This is a genomic window from Polaromonas sp. CG_9.11 (genome assembly GCF_015752225.1).
GTDB lineage: Bacteria > Pseudomonadota > Gammaproteobacteria > Burkholderiales > Burkholderiaceae_C > Polaromonas.
The window spans coordinates 151,717-168,220 of the sequence record NZ_JADOVE010000005.1 but is presented as its reverse complement, the minus strand read 5'-3'; the positions used below and the strand labels follow the sequence as shown (position 1 = coordinate 168,220).

Here is a 16,504-nt window from a genome sequence, read left to right as displayed (position 1 = left end):
GATTAGTCTGTAGCGGTTGCCGAACAGGTGGTGTCCCCGGAATTGACCTGCTTGCATGTCCGAACACGACCTGTATTTGCGATTTTGATTCGGCGTGTTTGCTCATAAACCAAAGAACCTGTGACATCATTGCGAGCAAGGCTAAGCGTCAGCGCGCCAAACCCACCGGCTTTGGTTTTTGAATAACCAGAGGAATCAAAAAGAACATAAGGCGAGGCCAAGCCTGCAGTTTGATTGCCGGTGACCGTGATGTAGCTGGCAGGACTACCTTGAGCCAAAATAGTTGAATCAATGTTATTTGAGTATGTTTGTGATCTGTCAGTATCAACAAACACTACCCAGCCACTACTCCAATTGGTGCCATCGACCGGCAATACCATCGCATTCATGCCCCGTTTCATGGCTTCGCCGCGAGCAGCATTGATTGCTGAAAGCAGTGTGTTGGTTGCCGATGTAAGTTCGGCGTTGCGCTTATAGGTCGTCATGCTGGGAATGGCCACCATCGTCAATATTACGCCGATAGCCAACGTGACCATCAACTCAATCAGGGTAAAACCCAGATTCCCCTTTTTGTTCCGGATCATGGCCAGCAAAGCGCAGGGTTTGATGTGCTGACCGTCCCGGTACAACCCTTGGTTCCCGTACTGGTCATCCACAGAACGCCAGCGTCAGGGTCACTGCCAACAGGCTGTGCATTTACACGAACGCATTCTGCAATAGAAAGCGTACCGCCGGTAGCAGGACAAGTGTCCGTATACATTCTGTAGGCAGCACTTGACTGGCTTTCCCCAGAAAATGTTTTAAATGGAACCGACAATGCCGTCACGCCGACGCAAGCTGTAGAAGGCGAGGGCGCGGTGACAGTGGCTGTAAAAGTGGTAGAAGTGGTGAAACCCAGATAGCAATTTCTTTGCGTCATATAGCGCTCCTGTTGCTGCATCAACTCTGCAAGTGCGGTACGGCCCTGAGCGCGGTTTCCCTTTAATATGGAACTCCTATATGACGGGTAGGCTATGGATGCCAAGATGGCGACAATGGCTACTACGATCATCAATTCGATCAGGGTAAAGCCTTGACTGTGCGCTGTTTTCATGGGACGTTCTTCAAGTTTTGGTAGTTGTTGATCTGCCGCCAGCTAAGGCGGCCTGTGACAACCGTGTTGGTGACCAAACTGCCCGTTGCTACGCCAAGAGATCCTGGCTGAATTACCTGCTGTACAACGGTCTTGGTCCGTTGGCCTGTGGTTGAGCTGATCGTGTAGGTGCTTGCAGATGGCAAATTAATGAGGAGAGGTTCGCCAAGCAGGCCGGTGGTTGAGTTTTCCACCGTGCCTTTTCCTGTAAGGTAATTAATTCGGTACTGTCTGCCGTCACCACCAGCGGCTGTGCAAGAGCCTGTGGCGCCCGCCGAGGCTGGAATCAGGCTGTTGAGAAGCAGATAGTCTCCTGCTACCTTTGGATTGGTAATTCCGCGCTCTCCGGTGATGGATAAGTCGACATAGATTCCTGAACGCTGACTGGCATCTGTGTCACTGGCAGCACGCCCCCACTTAAAAGCCGGGGTGCTTACTACGCCAGTAGATGTATTTATAGTGCCCGGTGTCAGGCGCCCACGGCCTGAAATAATGCTGGCCCCTGCCGGGCTACTGTCTGCGGCAGTTGATCCGTTATCAAAAACCTCATAAATCGAATTGCTGATCGATGATGTTTTGTCGGATGCTTCAAGGTACTTACCCGTCGCAAAAGTAATGTAATTTGTGCTGATGCCGTTTAGGTTGGGGCCTGGTACTACAGCAGGAGCCATGGAAATAGGTTGAATCAAACCGGTTGTATTGTCTGCCGTTTTGGCTATGTATAGGGGATAGGGTATGAAGGGGGCTGAACTGCCTTTCTTGTAAGGTGACAGTTTGTCCATAGTCCATTCACTAGCGCCACGCGCCGCAAAGTCGAGCTTCCAGAGCTTGCCATGCAGGTCTCCCATATATACCTGAGTAAGCTCTCCGACGTTGCCCCCGAAGATTGGCTGAAAATTGATCAGCCCTGTGCCGTTATTGGCATTCAAAATACTGTCAGCAGGCAGGGATATCTTGTAATAATTGGTTCCATAAGACCATGCCGCTCCCACAGGCTTATCCAGAGCAAGTAAAAACAGGGCCGGATTACCGGATGGGCTGAAAGCACCATTAAAAAGACTGTCGGGCAAATAGTTGTTCACGCCACTGGCAACTACCGCAAACCACCGGTAAGTAGCGGTTGCCTGACTAGGGGCACTGGTGCGCAATTTGAGAATTTGAGGCCTGCCCACGACATAACCAAGGTCCACGTCGTCGGCCCGGGTAAATTCCCACATGACATTTGACGCTGAAAAGCGTCCCGGGTCTGTTACGTCAAGGGCAAAGACTCCTGAGCCACCGGCACCAGTACCCGAAACCAGTACAGTTTTCCAGTCGCTTGCTGTACCGGATGAGCCAACCTGTGCCTCTGCCACCGCTGGCGTGCCATCCACATATGCCTGATGGTTGCTCAAGTAGGTTTTGCTTGTCAGTGCAGCCAGTTTGGTCCCCATCCAACTCGGAATGTAGCCAAAAATCTCGTCACCATTGGTTGAGTTGAAGGCATGCAGCATGCCGTCGTTGGCACCTACAAACAGCGTCGGGGTTCGACTGGCATTTTCGCTTGAAAATGTTGCATACGCACTTGTGGACGACACGCTTGCCGTGGGCTTGCCTGAAGCAACAATGCCTGAATTCAAAATGTCACCAAGAAGTTTGTTGCGGCGTCGGAAAGACGCTCCTTCATTAGACCTGTCGCCACGAAGGTAGTTCACACGGGCCTCACCCAGGCTGTCGGTAGCGGAAGCAGGTGTCAATTTGGCAAGATTGGTTTGCATAGCGGCGCCAATAGCCGCCCAGGTGAATGCGGTAGCCACCGGATTGGCCGTTGCTCCTGGCATGCCAATCACGATATTGCGGCTGATCGCTGGCGTCGGCAGGAGGCCCAGCCTTTCGGCAGCGCTCCATGTCGCTGACCCTACCGTCACGGTGCTGGTACCGGTCAAGTTGAGTGGCACTGACAACACATCACCACTCCAGTCAGAGGTATCGAAAGCAGCTTGGTAAGTTGAATTACTGCCTGTTGGCGTCAGTGATCTGCCCGAAGTTGCGGCTCCGGCAATACTTCGGGCGCTGGTAGATGCCCGGCTGAAAATGCTGTCGAAAGCGTTCAACACACCCCGTGCACTACTCTGGAGGTAGTACGTACTGGCTTCACCGGGACGGGTTGAGTCTTGCCACACGTCATTGTCATTGGTGCTATTTTGGCTTTTGAAGGGATTGCCGAAAGTGTTGTACGGTTTGCCACCCAGATTTCCTGCATCGGATTCGAATCCACCATACTTGGCCGCCGTAAAAAACTGGTTGTTGTTTTGTCTGTATGCCGTGCTGTTGGAGTTTGCATATTCATTTACGTCAAAGAAAAACGTTTTGGTGCGCAGGCCTGGCCGCTGAAGGCTCGGACTTGCGATCCAGTCTGTACCCCGAATGTCATGCGTGTGTGCCCAATACGCAGTTCCGACAATTTGATTGCCCGGCGGGTTTCCGTTAGTGGGGTTGTTAGGATTTCCAGTAGTTCTTGAGATGCCCTGTCCGTCGAAGTAGGTTGAACTGGTATTTTTTTCAAATTTTTGGACCACACTGGTCCAGGCGCTGATGTCAGGAATATTATTGGCGATGCTGACTGCCGGAAGGTTGTTGCCGTCATGGGTATTTACATCGCCAATCACCACAATATTGCTTTTTAGGCATGCATAGTCGGTCGTGGCAGAGCGCCCATCGCCATAAGGATCGGTCCAGGTTTTCGTGACTGGAAATCCATCGTAGATTGCATCGGTTGGCGAAGTAAGCCCGCTGACAGCTGCTGGCGTTGGCTGCAGACCTTGCAAATAGCGCAGGGTTTCGTAATACAACTCGCCCACCGGGTCATAGATTTTGTAGCGTCCAGGCGTGGGTCCAGTTCGGCCAAATTTGTTCAGGTAATTGATAACGCCACTGATAGGCGTTGTCTGTGTCGCGTCGTTGTCTGGGTTTGTGTTGAATACGCCAGTACTCGCGTTCCATTCCGTTTTTGGGTTACCACCCGTCGGGGTATTGTCCTGTCCTGCCGTGTCAAACGTCTTTGATCCCACGAACTTCATTGGGGCACGCAACACCCCTCCGTAACGGCCTCCGCTGTAGCTGGCGGTCTGGTCCATCAGGTAACCAAATGCGGCCAGTCTCAGCTGATCGCTGTATTTCTGGATGCTGCCGGTTGGCTTGAAGTAACCGCTGGGGTATTGCTTGCAGAGCCCGTAATCACGTACATCCTGGAGAACGAGAGGGCTGCCAGATGCATTGCACACTTGCACTCGCGAGTAGAAGAAACCGTCTGAGTTAAGTGTGGACGCTGAGGTAGGCGGTACCCAATTGCTAGCTCTCGTATAGCAATTTTTAGCAGTCCCGCTTATCGGATCACCAAAAATGTTGTTTGAGCAAGAAAGACCATTGGATGCAGGTGCTACTTTCCAGTAATTCGTAGTGACCGTTTTTTTGCCGTTGCCAGTAGTGATGCTGGCGCCATACCAAACTTCTTTCACACCTGAAAAACTACAGGTGGCATTTTCGGATGCGCAACTCACTGCATCGCCGGGTAATGCGGTGGATGAGTCGGTGATTGGACCGACATTCGATGAGTTTGTCGACGTGCCAAGGATATATGCCCCCGTGTCTCCACATCCCCCGGTTTTGCCGGTACCGAAGTAAATACGGTTCAGGGTATTTCCCACCCAAATGTCACTTCCCGCAGCCTGGGTCACCAATGCAGTGGGAACGGCACCCCAATACTTTCCAGAACCACCGCCATCTTTTTGCAGTTGCTTGCCAGGAAAGTTGCTGCTGTTCCACATGCAGACGGGATCGCCGTTAGGAATTACCGCCCGTTGCAGGATTGTCAAGCTGGCCGTATCTATGTAGCGGTCACCGCCTGATAGTGCCAAGCGCAACATGTCAATCGCAGAGTTGGACGCCCAATTCAAAAAATTGCCACTAAAGGCATTGGTGCACATATGAAGTGTCGTACCCGTTCCTGCGGAACCGCTGCGGTCAAAGCGTTTGTAGTCAGATGCACTCAGCCCTGTGGCTGGGATTTCAGTGGGCGTGTTGTTATAGCTGTAGCAGCTTTCCGCATCGTAATATCCCAAATACTCATTCAGATTGCTGTAGGTCGCGTCTGTTGTCGCATTGGACACTGGCGGCAAGTACTGCGCGCCGACGGTCGGGTATTCCACCGACAGGGCCAGCGCCATTACGGGCTTGTCACCGCCGGCCGCAGAAAAAAGCGGGTCAGTGGACAGGTTGATGACAGGAATGCTGGGGGGCGCACTTTGCCCTACCACCAACGTCGCGACCAGGACCATTGACAGCAATACGGCCAGTGGCAACCAACGCTTGCGCAGCGCGAATGCCAGCATCGACTGCTTTGATGACTTGAATGCGACGGGGAAATTCGCTAAATGCACCGAGGTTTGCGAATGAATGCGAGAACTGTTTTGCATGATGGGCGCGATTTTTTCAATCTCTGTAGGTCATTTGCAAGACCGCCTGAATATCAGCGCGGGGACCAAAACCCATGGCGGTCACGCGGAACACATATTTGCATTCGTCGTCTTTGCACATCAGGGCGTTGGTATCACCGGGATCCTTGATCGCTTCAATGATGTAGCGCGGAGCTTGTGCAGGCTGCACCCCTGCGCCCCCTGCGGTGAAGGTACGCCCGGTATAGGTGCCGTAGGCTGTCGTTTTGGCAGAACTGCTGGTGTTGGTGAAATCAACCGTCAGCCATGAGGGCTTTCCTGCGGTCACCAGACGGCACAACCCTTTACTGTTGCCTGTGGTTCCGCAGCCGTCAATAAAAGCTAGTGAGTTGGTGTCTGGCGTGAAAGTTGCGCGTCGCGAGGATGTGCCGGGACCAAACAGATCGTTTTCGGCGTCCATCAACCCGGCTTCGGCAGACTGCCAGGCAAGCATTTGATCCCTGTCATTGCGTGCCCCGCGTTCGCTCATCATGGAAACCTGGATTGCCGAGATGCCCAGCAACGAAACAATGGTCAGGACGATCATGACCATGATGAGTGAAGCGCCGCGTTGGGCGCTGCTTTCTAAAACGTAGCAAGTTATTCGTGTTTCGGGTCTCATTCAAAGCCCTTGTTCATTGCGAAGGTGAACCGTGAAGGTGACCACCTGGCGCATTCTGCTGTCTGCACCTGGAGAAAATATCGTTCCTGGATCGTTGGTGGATGACATGGCCGACCCAGCGCTTCCGCTTGAGGACGCCCTGGACTGACCCAACGGGAAAAAGGTCTGAGCCGCCGAGTCTTGCGCCGAAGCAGTCGGGCCGCGAATAACCATGCCAATGCGCAAACTTCGTACGCGCCGCCAGTTCGCATTGGTTCCAACCGGATCACTGGGCACCACGATCTGGTCAGCGCGAAGGAAGCGGTCTGCTACAGAGTCTGTAGTGGCTCCGGCAGCGGGCGCAGTGTTGGGTGTCACGTTGTCAACACCGTAAAGAACCTGAAAGTTTTCTACGCCCTGAATGATTGGTTGAGCGGTTAAAGGTCCTGTACTGCACATTAGAGAAGGCTCACCTTGGCTGAGGTCGACATACAGAACACTGGTGATGCGGTCGTCCCGGTTGATGGGGATGGCAGTGGATGGATTGCCTGCGCAATCGATCATGCTTCTATCGGATACGCCTGAACCTGGGAATGTCTCTGTGGCCTGATAGCGCAAGATAAGAATATCGCTTCCAAAACCGAGCCCAGTTGTACGGACCGTAGCAGTGTTGAATGGATCTGATGTACTCGGTGTTGAGTTGTTAAATCCGGATATGGATGGGTCGGGATTACTGGCAACACCGGTGACATTTATAAGCCGGTTGGTCGTTGCATAGATGAAGTCCTCATAGCCAGCCTGAACGCCCAGCCGATGCATCAGGTCTGTTGCGAATCGGGCGTTGTCCCTGAGTTGTGATGCGGCATCGACGGTGACGAATCCTTGACGGCTGACGATGAGTGCGGATATTGCGGCAATCACAATGACAGAACTGATGGCCATTGCAACCAGCAGTTCGACAAGGGTAAACCCTCTGTCCCGGATTGACTGTGAAGACTTCCATCGGCGCGGGGAAGGGGCAAGCTGAGCATGCAAGCTTTTCATGAGCTGCTGCCAGGTGTGATCGGAAGAACAATGGCGGGGGTTGTAGCCCTGTCGAGGGCCGCGTCGCCGCTTGAAGAACGGTTTGTCGAGCCACGGGTCCAGCCCATTTTGATCATTGCTGTTGCGTCTGTGCTGCTGGCAGTGCATGCCCATTGTGGAATGCCATTGGTATCAAATGGTGCGGAATCAATGCAGACCCTTACACGAGCGCCAGGCAGTTCGCTTGCCACCCTCGCCAGCCACTCAGTCATCTGTGCGTCTGCAATTGCGGTGTTGCTGGCACAGGCCGTTGAACTCGCAACATTAAGGCAGTAGGACGCAGTGGTTGGTGCCAGGGGGCTGGTGAAGTCGCCTAAATAAGGGTTAGCGGTTGAAAGAAGGCCGATGTCCTTGTTTCCACGCATCATTTCCGCCATCTCACGTGCTAGAACACTGGCTGAAGACTGGAGCCGTGCCTCGCGGTTGGCCTGCAACGCGGCAGCTTGCAGCCCTACCATGCCCAATAGACCAAACGACAAAATGATGATGGAAATAAGTACTTCAATCAGGGAAAAACCGTTGGAGCGCCGGACCGTGGAGTACGACGATGCTGGTTTTCTGCAACCGCACGAATCTACCTTTAACGAACCGACGGCTTCAAGACGTTTCATACTGTAATGGTATGTGACATCAAGAACAAACGGCAAGAAGCTTGCACCGTCTGTCCAGTTCAGTTGACCGTTTGGAATGAAAACCCGCCGCGATGATATCTAAAACGGTCCTGCAAACGGTCACCAACCACTGTCGGACCTTAACGCCCCACCTCATCCACCAGTATCCTGAACTCGTCAATGTCCTCAAAACTGCGGTACACGCTGGCAAACCGGATGTAGGCAATCTTGTCGAGCTTCTTGAGTTCCAGCATGACCAATTCGCCCAGACGGCTCGAAGCCACCTCGCGCAAGCCCAGGCTCAGCAGCTTTTCCTCGATCTGCTCAACCGCTGCATCGATCTGCGCGGTGCTGACAGGGCGTTTGCGCAGGGCCAGGGTCATTGAACCCAGGATTTTGCTGCGCTGGTAGTCGGTACGGCGGCCGTCTTTCTTGACGATGGACGGAAAGCTGACATCAGCGCGTTCATAGGTTGTGAAGCGCTTTTCGCAGGCGCCGCACTGGCGGCGGCGGCGTATGAAGTCGGCGTCTTCTGAAATCCGGGTTTCGACCACCTGAGTTTCAAGATGGCCGCAAAAAGGACATTTCATAAGTCCTCTGGTCAAGCATTTAAGCGTTTGAGGCCGTTGGCGCAACAGCCGCGGGCGCAAGCAGCTATCAAATGAATAGCTGTTTTACCTGTCATGTGAGTCAGCCGTAAACCGGGAAGCGGCTTGTCAGGGCATGAACCTTGACGCGCACTGCCTCGATGTTGACCGCATCGCGCGGGTTGTCGAGCACGTCGGCAATCAGGTGGGCCGTCATGCGCGCTTCCTCGTCCTTGAAGCCGCGCGTGGTCATGGCCGGCGTGCCGATGCGCACGCCGCTGGTGACCATCGGCTTTTCCGGATCGTTCGGAATCGCGTTTTTGTTGATGGTCATGTGGGCGCTGCCCAGCACGGCCTCGGCTTCCTTGCCAGTGATGCCCTTGGCGCGCAGGTCAACCAGCATGACATGGCTTTCGGTGCGGCCGCTGACGATGCGCAGGCCGCGTTCGGTCAGGGTTTCAGCCACGGTCTGCGCATTTTTCAGGACTTGCTGCTGGTACGTCTTGAACTCGGGCGACAGTGCTTCCTTGAAGGCGATGGCCTTGGCAGCAATCACGTGCATCAGCGGTCCACCTTGCAAGCCGGGAAAGATGGCGCTGTTGATGGCTTTTTCGTGCTGCGCCTTCATCAGGATGATGCCGCCGCGCGGGCCGCGCAGGCTCTTGTGGGTGGTCGACGTCACCACGTCGGCATGCGGCACAGGGTTGGGGTAGATGCCGGCGGCAATCAAACCGGCGTAATGCGCCATGTCAACCAGGAAAATCGCGCCGACGTCCTTGGCGACCTTGGCGAAACGCTCAAAGTCAATGCGCAGGCTGTAGGCAGAGGCGCCTGCAATGATCAGCTTTGGCTTGCTTTCATGGGCCTTGCGCTCCATGGCGTCGTAGTCAATTTCTTCCTTGTCATTCAGACCGTAGGACACCACGTTGAACCACTTGCCGCTCATGTTCAGCGGCATGCCGTGGGTCAGGTGGCCGCCTTCGGCCAGGCTCATGCCCATGATGGTGTCGCCAGGCTTGAGGAAAGCGAGGAACACCGCCTCGTTGGCCGAAGCGCCGCAATGCGGCTGGACGTTGGCGGCGTCGGCGCCAAAAATCTGCTTGACGCGGTCGATGGCGAGTTGCTCGGCCACATCGACATGTTCGCAACCACCGTAATAGCGGCGGCCGGGGTAGCCTTCGGCGTATTTGTTGGTGAGCTGCGAGCCTTGCGCAGCCATGACGGCGGGCGAGGCATAGTTTTCGCTGGCAATCAACTCGATGTGATGCTCTTGCCGGGCGTTTTCAGCCTGGATGGCCGCAAAGATTTCGGGGTCGGTCTGTTCGATGAGAATATTGCGATGGTACATGGCAGTCCTTCAAGACTTCGGTTCCTTGTCCTTTGGCTCTGTTGCAGAGCCGAGGAAGCAAGGGCTGCCCAGGCGAACGGCTGAACGCTTTTTGGCCCGATGGCCGCAAACGGTGCGCTTCCCCGTGGTGTCCCACGTCCGCATCAATGGTTGAAAACCTGGATGCCTATCGCCAGTCGCGCACCGCGCTAGTGTAGCGCAGGGCGCCCAGCCGGCTTGTTCGCTCCCTCAGGACTGGTCCAATTGCGCAACTTCGTCTGAAGTCTTCGGTTTGGCGGGAAAGGACACCGATGTGGTTTGCGCAGGTGCTGGCGCTGCAACAAAACGCGGTGTGGTCGTGGGCGGGCGCTTGCCGCCCACCACGGCCAGCAGGCGGGCGCGTTCAGCCATCACCTTGCTGGCATAGCCGCCGTCGCTTTCCAGGTTGGCGGCGCCAACATAGTATTTCAGCCCGCCTTCAATGGAGCCGGCGCGCGTGATGCACTCCTGCAGTACCTTGACGCCGACACGCAGGTTGGCCACCGGGTCAAAGGCTGCGAGCCGGCCGCCGATCTTGGCGTATTTGTCATGGTGAACCTGCGTCATGACCTGCATCAGGCCCTGGGCGCCGACCGGGCTTTGGGCGAACGGGTTGAAGCCCGACTCAATCGCCATGATCGCCAGGATCAGTGTCGGATCTAGCTTGACGTTGTGGCCGATTTCGAAGGCTTCGGCCACCAGTGCCCCGACGGGCTCCTGCGCCACCGAGTACTTTTTGCTTATCCAGGAGGCGACCGCCGCCTGCTGGCTCGAAAGGACCTTGGGCTTGTCGGCCACCGGACGCTCGGCCACCACCGGTTCCCTGGGCGTGAAGCTTTCCGGTTCGACCACGACGCCGCGTCGCTCTTGCAGCCAGGCCATGAGCTTGATCTCGCCTGTGTCGCGCAGGTCGGGACGGGCCATCAGAGTGACCACGGCAAAGGCAACAGCCAATCCAATCAGGGCAAAACTGCTGTGCGTGATCACAAAAAATCCGCGGGCAATGTCGTCTGCAACCGTCCCCAGGCCGCTTTTCGCATTCTTCAGACAAGCCTTGACGTTGAAGTCAAGACGGTTATTCACTAGCGCTGTCATAGCACTCCTTTCTTTGCATGCAAACCTTGTGGGGTGGCGCAGGCTTTGATTGGGTCGCCATCAAACCAGGCAGACGCCTGCTGGTTGTTGACCCTCGTTGATACTGCCAGGGAAGGCAGCGCGTTCGGGTAAGCCCTTATCTTTGTAGAACTTGTGGGCATTCTAATTTCTGGTCAAATAACCTGTCAATCATAAAGAATTTGATTGATATTCTTAAAAGTGGTTACAAAAGGCCTTTTTGTTGAAAAAACGCCTTATTCGACGCTCTACAGTGTTTCTTTGCAATGCTTGCTTCATGTAACGTCTGGCGTCGATCCGCACTGAGTTTTTTCGGCTGCAGCCAGAAGAGGACTAAGAAAATTTCAATCACCCCGGTTTGCGTGATTGAAAAATTAGGCTTGCGGGCGAGATGTTGCGGCCTTAACCTTCAGTTGTCCGGGTTTTTCGGACACCAACCGGGTAACCAGTCCCGGTAATACCCGGAAGCAATCACTTGCTTCCATCGCACTGCGAGACGATTCATCTCTCCTTTTGCGAAGCCAGATGGCATGGGTTTTATGCCCGCCATCAACCCCGGTCGGTGATGCTGACCGGGGTTTCTCTTTTTTCCGGCAACCCACTTCACGACAGGACATTGACCTTTCCGGTTAGGGGTCAAAAAATCACGCAGTTTCGGCTGTCAATTAAAACAATTCAGTGCGGCGAAACCGTCAAAACAACTTTTGTGCCCCGCTCTGGCTCCGTGCTTCACTCACCCCGCTGACTTCAATGTGCGGCCTGGTCCATGGGCATCGGGCTGTTGGTTCGGGCGGTGGCTTGTACCGTCGCTCCGCTGATCGTCACGTCGAGGCTCGAACGCCGGGGTTCTGAAAAACTTGCGTGCCATGTGAGTGTCGGTTCAGTGGATTTCAGGCCTTGGTCGCTGGACCTGACGCTTCATGACCTGGCGGTCACCGAGGTCGATCCGGACACTCTCCGGCCGGCTTCGCCACAGGCCGTTCCCCAGCTGAAAATCCGGCGCCACTATATAGATGCGGAACTGGCGTCGCTGCTGCGGCTGGCGCCTGTGACAGATGCACTGAGGCTCGAGGAACCGGCGCTCTCTGACCTATTTCGGCCAGGGCCGCCAGGACATCGACGACATCCTGGCGCGGTTCAAAACGGCTGAATCGCAACCGGCTGGCAGCGGCGGGCGGTTTGCACTTTACAAACTGGTGCCAAACGGCGGCCGGCTGGGCGTTGTGGATGAATCGGTCCACATGACGCATGCCCTGAGGGACCTGCATGTTGCGGTGCCATTCCTGATTAATCTGCCCTCGCAGCGCGAGATCAAGACAGCGCACCGGCTGGGTTCCGTGCGCAACGGCAGCCGGTTTGACACGGCGGCCGTGGCCACGCCGTTTGCGCCGATGCGTCAGACCGAGACGACGCTCCAGCTGCCTGATCTTGATTTGCAGCCCTATCGGCGTACTGGCCCGACAGCCTGCCGTTCCGGTTGCAAAGCGCTGTGCTGCAGGTCGAACTCAAGCTCGGTTTCGAGCAAAATCTCGCACCGGCCGTGACGATTTCCGCAAGTGTCACGGCTGAAAAGATCAGTCTGCTGGAGGCCGGGCAACTCCCCTGACGCCGGTCCCGAGCTGCTGGCTTTTGACCGCCTGCACCTTGCGCTGGACGATGTGCGACCGCTGCAGCGGCGGGTCAAGCTGTCGGCAGTGGCGCTGAGCGTGCCCACGCTGTCGGTGGCGCGCGACCGGACAGCGTGGCGCAACCGGCTGTCGGTCAGCCAGCCGGGTACTACAAAAAGCGTAGCTGCAAGTGCAGGTCCAGCAAGCGCAACAGGCCAAAATGATGCAGAAAAGCAGACTGCAGCAGCTTTCGACCAACCTTGGCGCATTCAGGTGGGTAGGGTGGATGTCAATGGCGGTTCGCTCAATCACCCGCAGTTCAGCATCGGCCTGGTCATCATCACGGTGATTCTGAATGTCATTCCCAAGGCGCTGGCTGATCGCCCGGCACAGCAGCTGACGGCGGTTGGAATCGACAGTCTGGACGCCAAGCGCGACGCCTTTCAGCGCGAGTAGCTGGCCGAGCGAGCGTGCGCCCCAAAGCGTCGCCAGCAGGCCCGGCAGGGCGCCGCAGCGACCGAACTCCCCAGCTTCAGCCCGGACCAATACCCGGCGCTACTCAAGGCGTTATACCGGCAAAGCGAGCCGCCCAACCTGGTCGGCCTGGTAAACATTCAGCGGGTCGGCGAGATGGAAAGCTGCTGGTTTGCGGCATTCCGGTCAGCGGCGAGGGCCTGCGCCAGCTGGCTGTCAGGCGCGGCCAGGCGCTCAAGGATTGCCTGGTTTCTCGTGATTTTCCGCCCGTCAGGCTGTTCCTGGGCGCTGCCCGCGCCGTACGGCCAGACGCCAAATGGGCATCGCATGCCGAACTTAATTTGGCAATGCCGTAAAAACAGCGAAAATACGCGGATTGCTTTAATGTCTAAAGCTGTAGGTAGCCAGGCCTTGCAAGCCACAAACCAAATTTTTCTTCGCTGACAGAACTTCCTGTTCTTCGCCCCCTGACTCTTGACGCTGCCGGCAGGCACGCCCGTCGGGGGCTTTGAATGCGTGGCGCAGGTGCTGTTGCTGGCGGCTTTTTTTCCGAAACGATTGTCAACTATGCTGCGCTTTCCCTTGTCCAAATCTTCCAAAGCCGACACCACGCTGGCCGCTGCCGTGAAATCCGGTACCGCCAAAGCCGCCGAAGCCCATCCGCTGGACGGCCTGACGGGCGGCGCTTTTTCTGCCTCCACATCGGGCGAGCGGGCTTCCCGCATTCGCCAGTGGCTGGCCACCGACCCCAGCGTCGAGCAGATGGCCGAGGTGTACAAGGACCTGGCCAACCGCGACAAGGGCGCGGCCAAGCCGCTGAAGGAAAAGCTCGATGAAGCCCGGCGCAGCAAGGGCCAGGAAGCCGTGGCCGTCGAATGGGCTGAAAAAGCCCAGGCGCTGCTGGCGTTGCCCAAGCTCAACCTGGCCAATGCCCTGGCCTGGCAGCGCGACGCCGCCAAGGCCGGCGCGCCGCTGTCCAAGGAGCCGCTGGCCGGCCTGAAGGTGCAACTGGCCGAGCGCGTCAAGACGATTGAAGACCTGCAGCACCGCACCCAGGTGCAGCGCGAAGCCGCCGTGCTGATTGCCCAGCGCATCGAAGTGCTGTCGATCAAGCCGTGGCGCGATGCCGTGGCCGTGCTCGACACGCTGCGCACCGACGTGGCGCACTGGCAGGCACAGGCCGACGAACTGGCGCAGGACGCCAACTGGGCCAGCGTCGATGCCAAGTTCCCGCCGCTGCTCGATGCCTCGCGCGGCCAGCTGCTGGCCGTCTGGGAAGCTTTTCAAAGCGCCCTGGCCGTGGCCATGAAAGCCGCCGAGGACAGTGCCGCGCCACTGCCGGCCGTGCCGGTCTGGGCCGACGAGCTGCGCGCTGCGCGCGGCCTGCCGACCTCGAAATCCGAACAGCAGGGGGCTGCCGACACCGGCCAGCCGGCCCGCGCGCCCAAGACGCGGATGGACCCGGCCGCGCTGAACGACCTGCGCGCCAAGTCGTCCGCTTTTGTGCAGCAGGCACTTGCCAGGCTGGAGCATGAAGTCACCGAAGGCCACGGCAAGTCCACGCCCAAGGTCGCCGCCGAACTGCGCCAGGCGCTGAAGGACAACATCCGCAACATCGACAGCAAGCTGGAGGCCGCCGCGCATGCCGCGCTGACCGCCGCTGGCGAACTGGAAGGCTGGCAGCGCTGGCGTGCCGACCAGATCCGCGAGGAACTGGTTGTCAAGGCCGAGGCGCTGCTCGTCAAGCCGCTGGGCGGCCGCAAGCAGCAGGACGCGCTGCGCCACATGCGCGAGCAGTGGAAAACCAGCGACCAGGGCGGCACACCCAACCATGCGCTGTGGAAGCGTTTTGACGACGCCTGCAACGAAGCGCACAAGGTCGTCGAAGCCTGGCTGGAAAAGGTCAAGGAACAGGCCGAAGCGCACAAGGCCCAGCGCCAGGCGCTGATCGACGAAGTGCTGGTCTGGGCTGAAGCCCACAAGGACAACAGCGACTGGAAGATGCACATTCGCAGCCTGAACGGCTTTGTTGAAAAATGGCGCGAAGCCGGCCACCTGGGTGACAAGGCATTTGCCGAAGTCCAGCCGCTGTGGAAAGCCGCCATGGACCAGGCCGATGCCGGCCTGACCGCCGCCCGAGGCGCCAGCCTGGCGCGCCGCCGGGCCATGATTGAGGAAGCGCAAGCGCTGGGCGCCGAGCCACAGCTGCGCATCGATGCCGTCAAGTCGCTGCAGCAGCGCTGGCAGCATGAAGCGCAAAGCGTGCCGATCGAGCGCAAGCAGGAACAAAAGTTGTGGGACGCCTTCCGCAAGCCGATTGACGACGCCTTCCAGCGCAAGACTGTCGAGCGCGAAAAAGCTGCTTCCGCGCTGGGCGAACACGACCGCTACGTGCTGGATGCCGCCAAGGCCGTCGAACTGGCGACTGCCAGCGGCGATGCGCAAAAAATCCATGCTGCCGCCAAGGCGCTGGAGGCCGCCGTGCGCGGACAGGTAGCCGCCGCCGCAGCCGATGCCAAGACCGCTGCCGACGTGGCCGACGCTGCCGCCAGCGGCGTGAAGCCATTGGATTCTGAACAAAATAACCCTTCTGCGCAGGGTGCACAAGGCGATGCAGCTACGGAAAGCATAGCAATTGAGCCCGCCGTCGATGCCGACGGCAACCCGACCGCTGAAGCCATTGAGGACGATTTTTCCGAATCCGCACAGCCCGCCACCGAGCCTGCCGAACCTGTGCCCGCGCCGAAGCCTGCCGCCAAGCCTGTCGTCGCCATGCGCGGTGACGACCGTCCCGGCATGCGCAAGGCCGAACCCGCCGGTCCTGCTGGCCGTGGCGGCAAGTTCGGCGACCGCAAGGACGCGCGTCCGGGCGGCAAGCCCAGCGGCCCGCGCCAGAGCACCGACAACAAGTTCGAGCCTTACCGTCCCGAACGCACCGAGCGTTTCAGCGAACGCAGCGAGCGTCCGGCCTTCGAAGATCGCGGTCCGCGCCTGGGCGATGCCGCCTTCCGCGCCCAGCGCGAGGCTTTCGAGGCCGCCAACCATGCGCTGAAAAAGCTCGCCATGCAGGCGCACGGCGAAGTGCTGACCCACCTGCTGACCGCGTGGGAAAAGCGCGACCCCGAGCAACTGCCCGCCGCGCAGGAACTGGGCAAGCAGGTCGCGCCTGCGGTGCGCATCAGCTGGGTGAAAGCGCTGGGCGCCCCGGCCGGAAAAGATGCCGCCGAATCGTTGCTGCGCCTGGAAATGGCTGCCGAACTGCCAACGCCGGCCGAGCACATCAGCGCGCGCCGCATGCTGCAACTGCAGTTGCTGACCCGCCGCAATGCGCCAGCGCCGGCCGAGACCTGGGGCGAAGACACCGCCAGGGTGCTGGCCGCCGAGTTCGACGCCGGCAATGCCCGACGCCTGCAGAACGCCCTCAAGGCCTTGCTCAAGCGCTGAACGGGTAAGCCGGG

At 57.7% G+C, this 16,504-nt stretch carries 15 protein-coding genes and 1 riboswitch; of the genes, 5 read left to right on the top strand and 10 right to left on the bottom strand.

Features of this window, described 5'->3' with window-relative positions; all coding sequences use genetic code 11:
• Positions 1-2: 2 nt before the first annotated feature.
• The 9 genes from IWX85_RS06350 to IWX85_RS06310 form a co-directional block, all read right to left on the bottom strand.
• Positions 3-584 (bottom strand): GspH/FimT family pseudopilin, encoded by a 582-nt coding sequence (locus tag IWX85_RS06350; protein ID WP_196869149.1) that lies wholly within the window; start codon positions 582-584, stop codon positions 3-5.
• On the bottom strand, positions 581-1,093 hold the full coding sequence (locus tag IWX85_RS06345) for a type IV pilin protein (RefSeq protein WP_196869148.1): 513 nt from the start codon (positions 1,091-1,093) through the stop codon (positions 581-583). Before IWX85_RS06345 ends, IWX85_RS06350 begins: the two co-directional genes overlap by 4 nt.
• Positions 1,090-5,586 (bottom strand): pilus assembly protein, encoded by a 4,497-nt coding sequence (locus IWX85_RS06340; protein WP_231379579.1) that lies wholly within the window; start codon positions 5,584-5,586, stop codon positions 1,090-1,092. The genes IWX85_RS06345 and IWX85_RS06340 overlap by 4 nt, the downstream gene beginning before the upstream one ends.
• A 16-nt stretch (positions 5,587-5,602) precedes the next feature.
• Positions 5,603-6,226, bottom strand: coding sequence for a PilX N-terminal domain-containing pilus assembly protein (locus IWX85_RS06335; RefSeq protein ID WP_196869147.1), 624 nt, complete (start codon positions 6,224-6,226; stop codon positions 5,603-5,605).
• Positions 6,227-7,249: a PilW family protein gene (locus tag IWX85_RS06330; RefSeq protein ID WP_196869146.1), complete on the bottom strand. Its 1,023-nt coding sequence runs from the start codon at positions 7,247-7,249 to the stop codon at positions 6,227-6,229. It lies immediately after the preceding gene.
• Entirely contained in the window at positions 7,246-7,899 is a 654-nt protein-coding gene (gene pilV / locus IWX85_RS06325; RefSeq protein WP_196869145.1) for a type IV pilus modification protein PilV, read from the bottom strand. The genes IWX85_RS06330 and pilV overlap by 4 nt, the downstream gene beginning before the upstream one ends.
• A 140-nt stretch (positions 7,900-8,039) precedes the next feature.
• Entirely contained in the window at positions 8,040-8,489 is a 450-nt protein-coding gene (gene nrdR, locus IWX85_RS06320; protein ID WP_196869144.1) for a transcriptional regulator NrdR, read from the bottom strand.
• 100 nt (positions 8,490-8,589) lie between these two features.
• On the bottom strand, positions 8,590-9,834 hold the full coding sequence (gene glyA, locus IWX85_RS06315; RefSeq protein WP_196869143.1) for a serine hydroxymethyltransferase: 1,245 nt from the start codon (positions 9,832-9,834) through the stop codon (positions 8,590-8,592).
• Positions 9,835-9,893: 59 nt separating this feature from the next.
• A riboswitch (ZMP/ZTP riboswitch) is annotated at positions 9,894-10,024 on the bottom strand.
• 38 nt (positions 10,025-10,062) lie between these two features.
• The gene (locus tag IWX85_RS06310; RefSeq protein ID WP_196869142.1) at positions 10,063-10,947 is read right to left on the bottom strand and encodes a lytic transglycosylase domain-containing protein; all 885 of its coding nucleotides are present in this window, start codon (positions 10,945-10,947) and stop codon (positions 10,063-10,065) included.
• A 784-nt stretch (positions 10,948-11,731) separates the two neighbouring features.
• Between IWX85_RS06310 and IWX85_RS06305 the strand changes: the two genes are divergently transcribed.
• The 4 genes from IWX85_RS06305 to IWX85_RS06295 all read left to right on the top strand — a co-directional run bounded on the left by IWX85_RS06305 (position 11,732) and on the right by IWX85_RS06295 (position 13,028).
• The gene (locus IWX85_RS06305) at positions 11,732-12,115 is read left to right on the top strand and encodes a hypothetical protein (protein ID WP_196869141.1); all 384 of its coding nucleotides are present in this window, start codon (positions 11,732-11,734) and stop codon (positions 12,113-12,115) included.
• A gap of 91 nt (positions 12,116-12,206) precedes the next feature.
• Positions 12,207-12,509 carry a hypothetical protein gene (locus IWX85_RS06300; protein WP_370584232.1) on the top strand — a complete coding sequence of 101 codons (303 nt, stop codon included), beginning with the start codon at positions 12,207-12,209 and terminating at the stop codon, positions 12,507-12,509.
• The gene (locus IWX85_RS20345) at positions 12,455-12,571 is read left to right on the top strand and encodes a hypothetical protein (protein WP_370584230.1); all 117 of its coding nucleotides are present in this window, start codon (positions 12,455-12,457) and stop codon (positions 12,569-12,571) included. Before IWX85_RS06300 ends, IWX85_RS20345 begins: the two co-directional genes overlap by 55 nt.
• Positions 12,522-13,028: a hypothetical protein gene (locus IWX85_RS06295; protein ID WP_196869139.1), complete on the top strand. Its 507-nt coding sequence runs from the start codon at positions 12,522-12,524 to the stop codon at positions 13,026-13,028. Before IWX85_RS20345 ends, IWX85_RS06295 begins: the two co-directional genes overlap by 50 nt.
• Positions 13,029-13,186: 158 nt before the next feature.
• Here IWX85_RS06295 and IWX85_RS06290 read toward each other — a convergent pair whose 3' ends face one another.
• Positions 13,187-13,645, bottom strand: a complete 459-nt coding sequence (locus IWX85_RS06290; RefSeq protein ID WP_196869138.1) for a hypothetical protein — start codon at positions 13,643-13,645, stop codon at positions 13,187-13,189.
• Here IWX85_RS06290 and IWX85_RS06285 point away from each other — a divergent pair.
• A complete protein-coding gene (locus tag IWX85_RS06285; RefSeq protein ID WP_196869137.1) occupies positions 13,614-16,490 on the top strand; it encodes a DUF349 domain-containing protein in 2,877 nt (958 codons plus the stop codon). The two genes, IWX85_RS06290 and IWX85_RS06285, sit on opposite strands and share 32 nt — an antisense overlap.
• Positions 16,491-16,504: the final 14 nt, after the last annotated feature.

Bases quoted from the DNA above. Each gene is read 5' to 3' on its own strand.
- IWX85_RS06335 (WP_196869147.1), bottom strand. From the start codon at position 6,226: ATGAGACCCGAAACACGAATAACTTGCTACGTTTTAGAAAGCAGCGCC.
- IWX85_RS06310 (WP_196869142.1), bottom strand. From the start codon at position 10,947: ATGACAGCGCTAGTGAATAACCGTCTTGACTTCAACGTCAAGGCTTGT.
- IWX85_RS06340 (WP_231379579.1), bottom strand. From the start codon at position 5,586: ATGCAAAACAGTTCTCGCATTCATTCGCAAACCTCGGTGCATTTAGCG.
- glyA (WP_196869143.1), bottom strand. From the start codon at position 9,834: ATGTACCATCGCAATATTCTCATCGAACAGACCGACCCCGAAATCTTT.
- IWX85_RS06305 (WP_196869141.1), top strand. From the start codon at position 11,732: ATGGGCATCGGGCTGTTGGTTCGGGCGGTGGCTTGTACCGTCGCTCCG.
- pilV (WP_196869145.1), bottom strand. From the start codon at position 7,899: ATGAAACGTCTTGAAGCCGTCGGTTCGTTAAAGGTAGATTCGTGCGGT.
- IWX85_RS06350 (WP_196869149.1), bottom strand. From the start codon at position 584: ATGATCCGGAACAAAAAGGGGAATCTGGGTTTTACCCTGATTGAGTTG.
- IWX85_RS06345 (WP_196869148.1), bottom strand. From the start codon at position 1,093: ATGAAAACAGCGCACAGTCAAGGCTTTACCCTGATCGAATTGATGATC.
- nrdR (WP_196869144.1), bottom strand. From the start codon at position 8,489: ATGAAATGTCCTTTTTGCGGCCATCTTGAAACTCAGGTGGTCGAAACC.
- IWX85_RS06300 (WP_370584232.1), top strand. From the start codon at position 12,207: ATGACGCATGCCCTGAGGGACCTGCATGTTGCGGTGCCATTCCTGATT.
- IWX85_RS06330 (WP_196869146.1), bottom strand. From the start codon at position 7,249: ATGAAAAGCTTGCATGCTCAGCTTGCCCCTTCCCCGCGCCGATGGAAG.
- IWX85_RS06285 (WP_196869137.1), top strand. From the start codon at position 13,614: ATGCTGCGCTTTCCCTTGTCCAAATCTTCCAAAGCCGACACCACGCTG.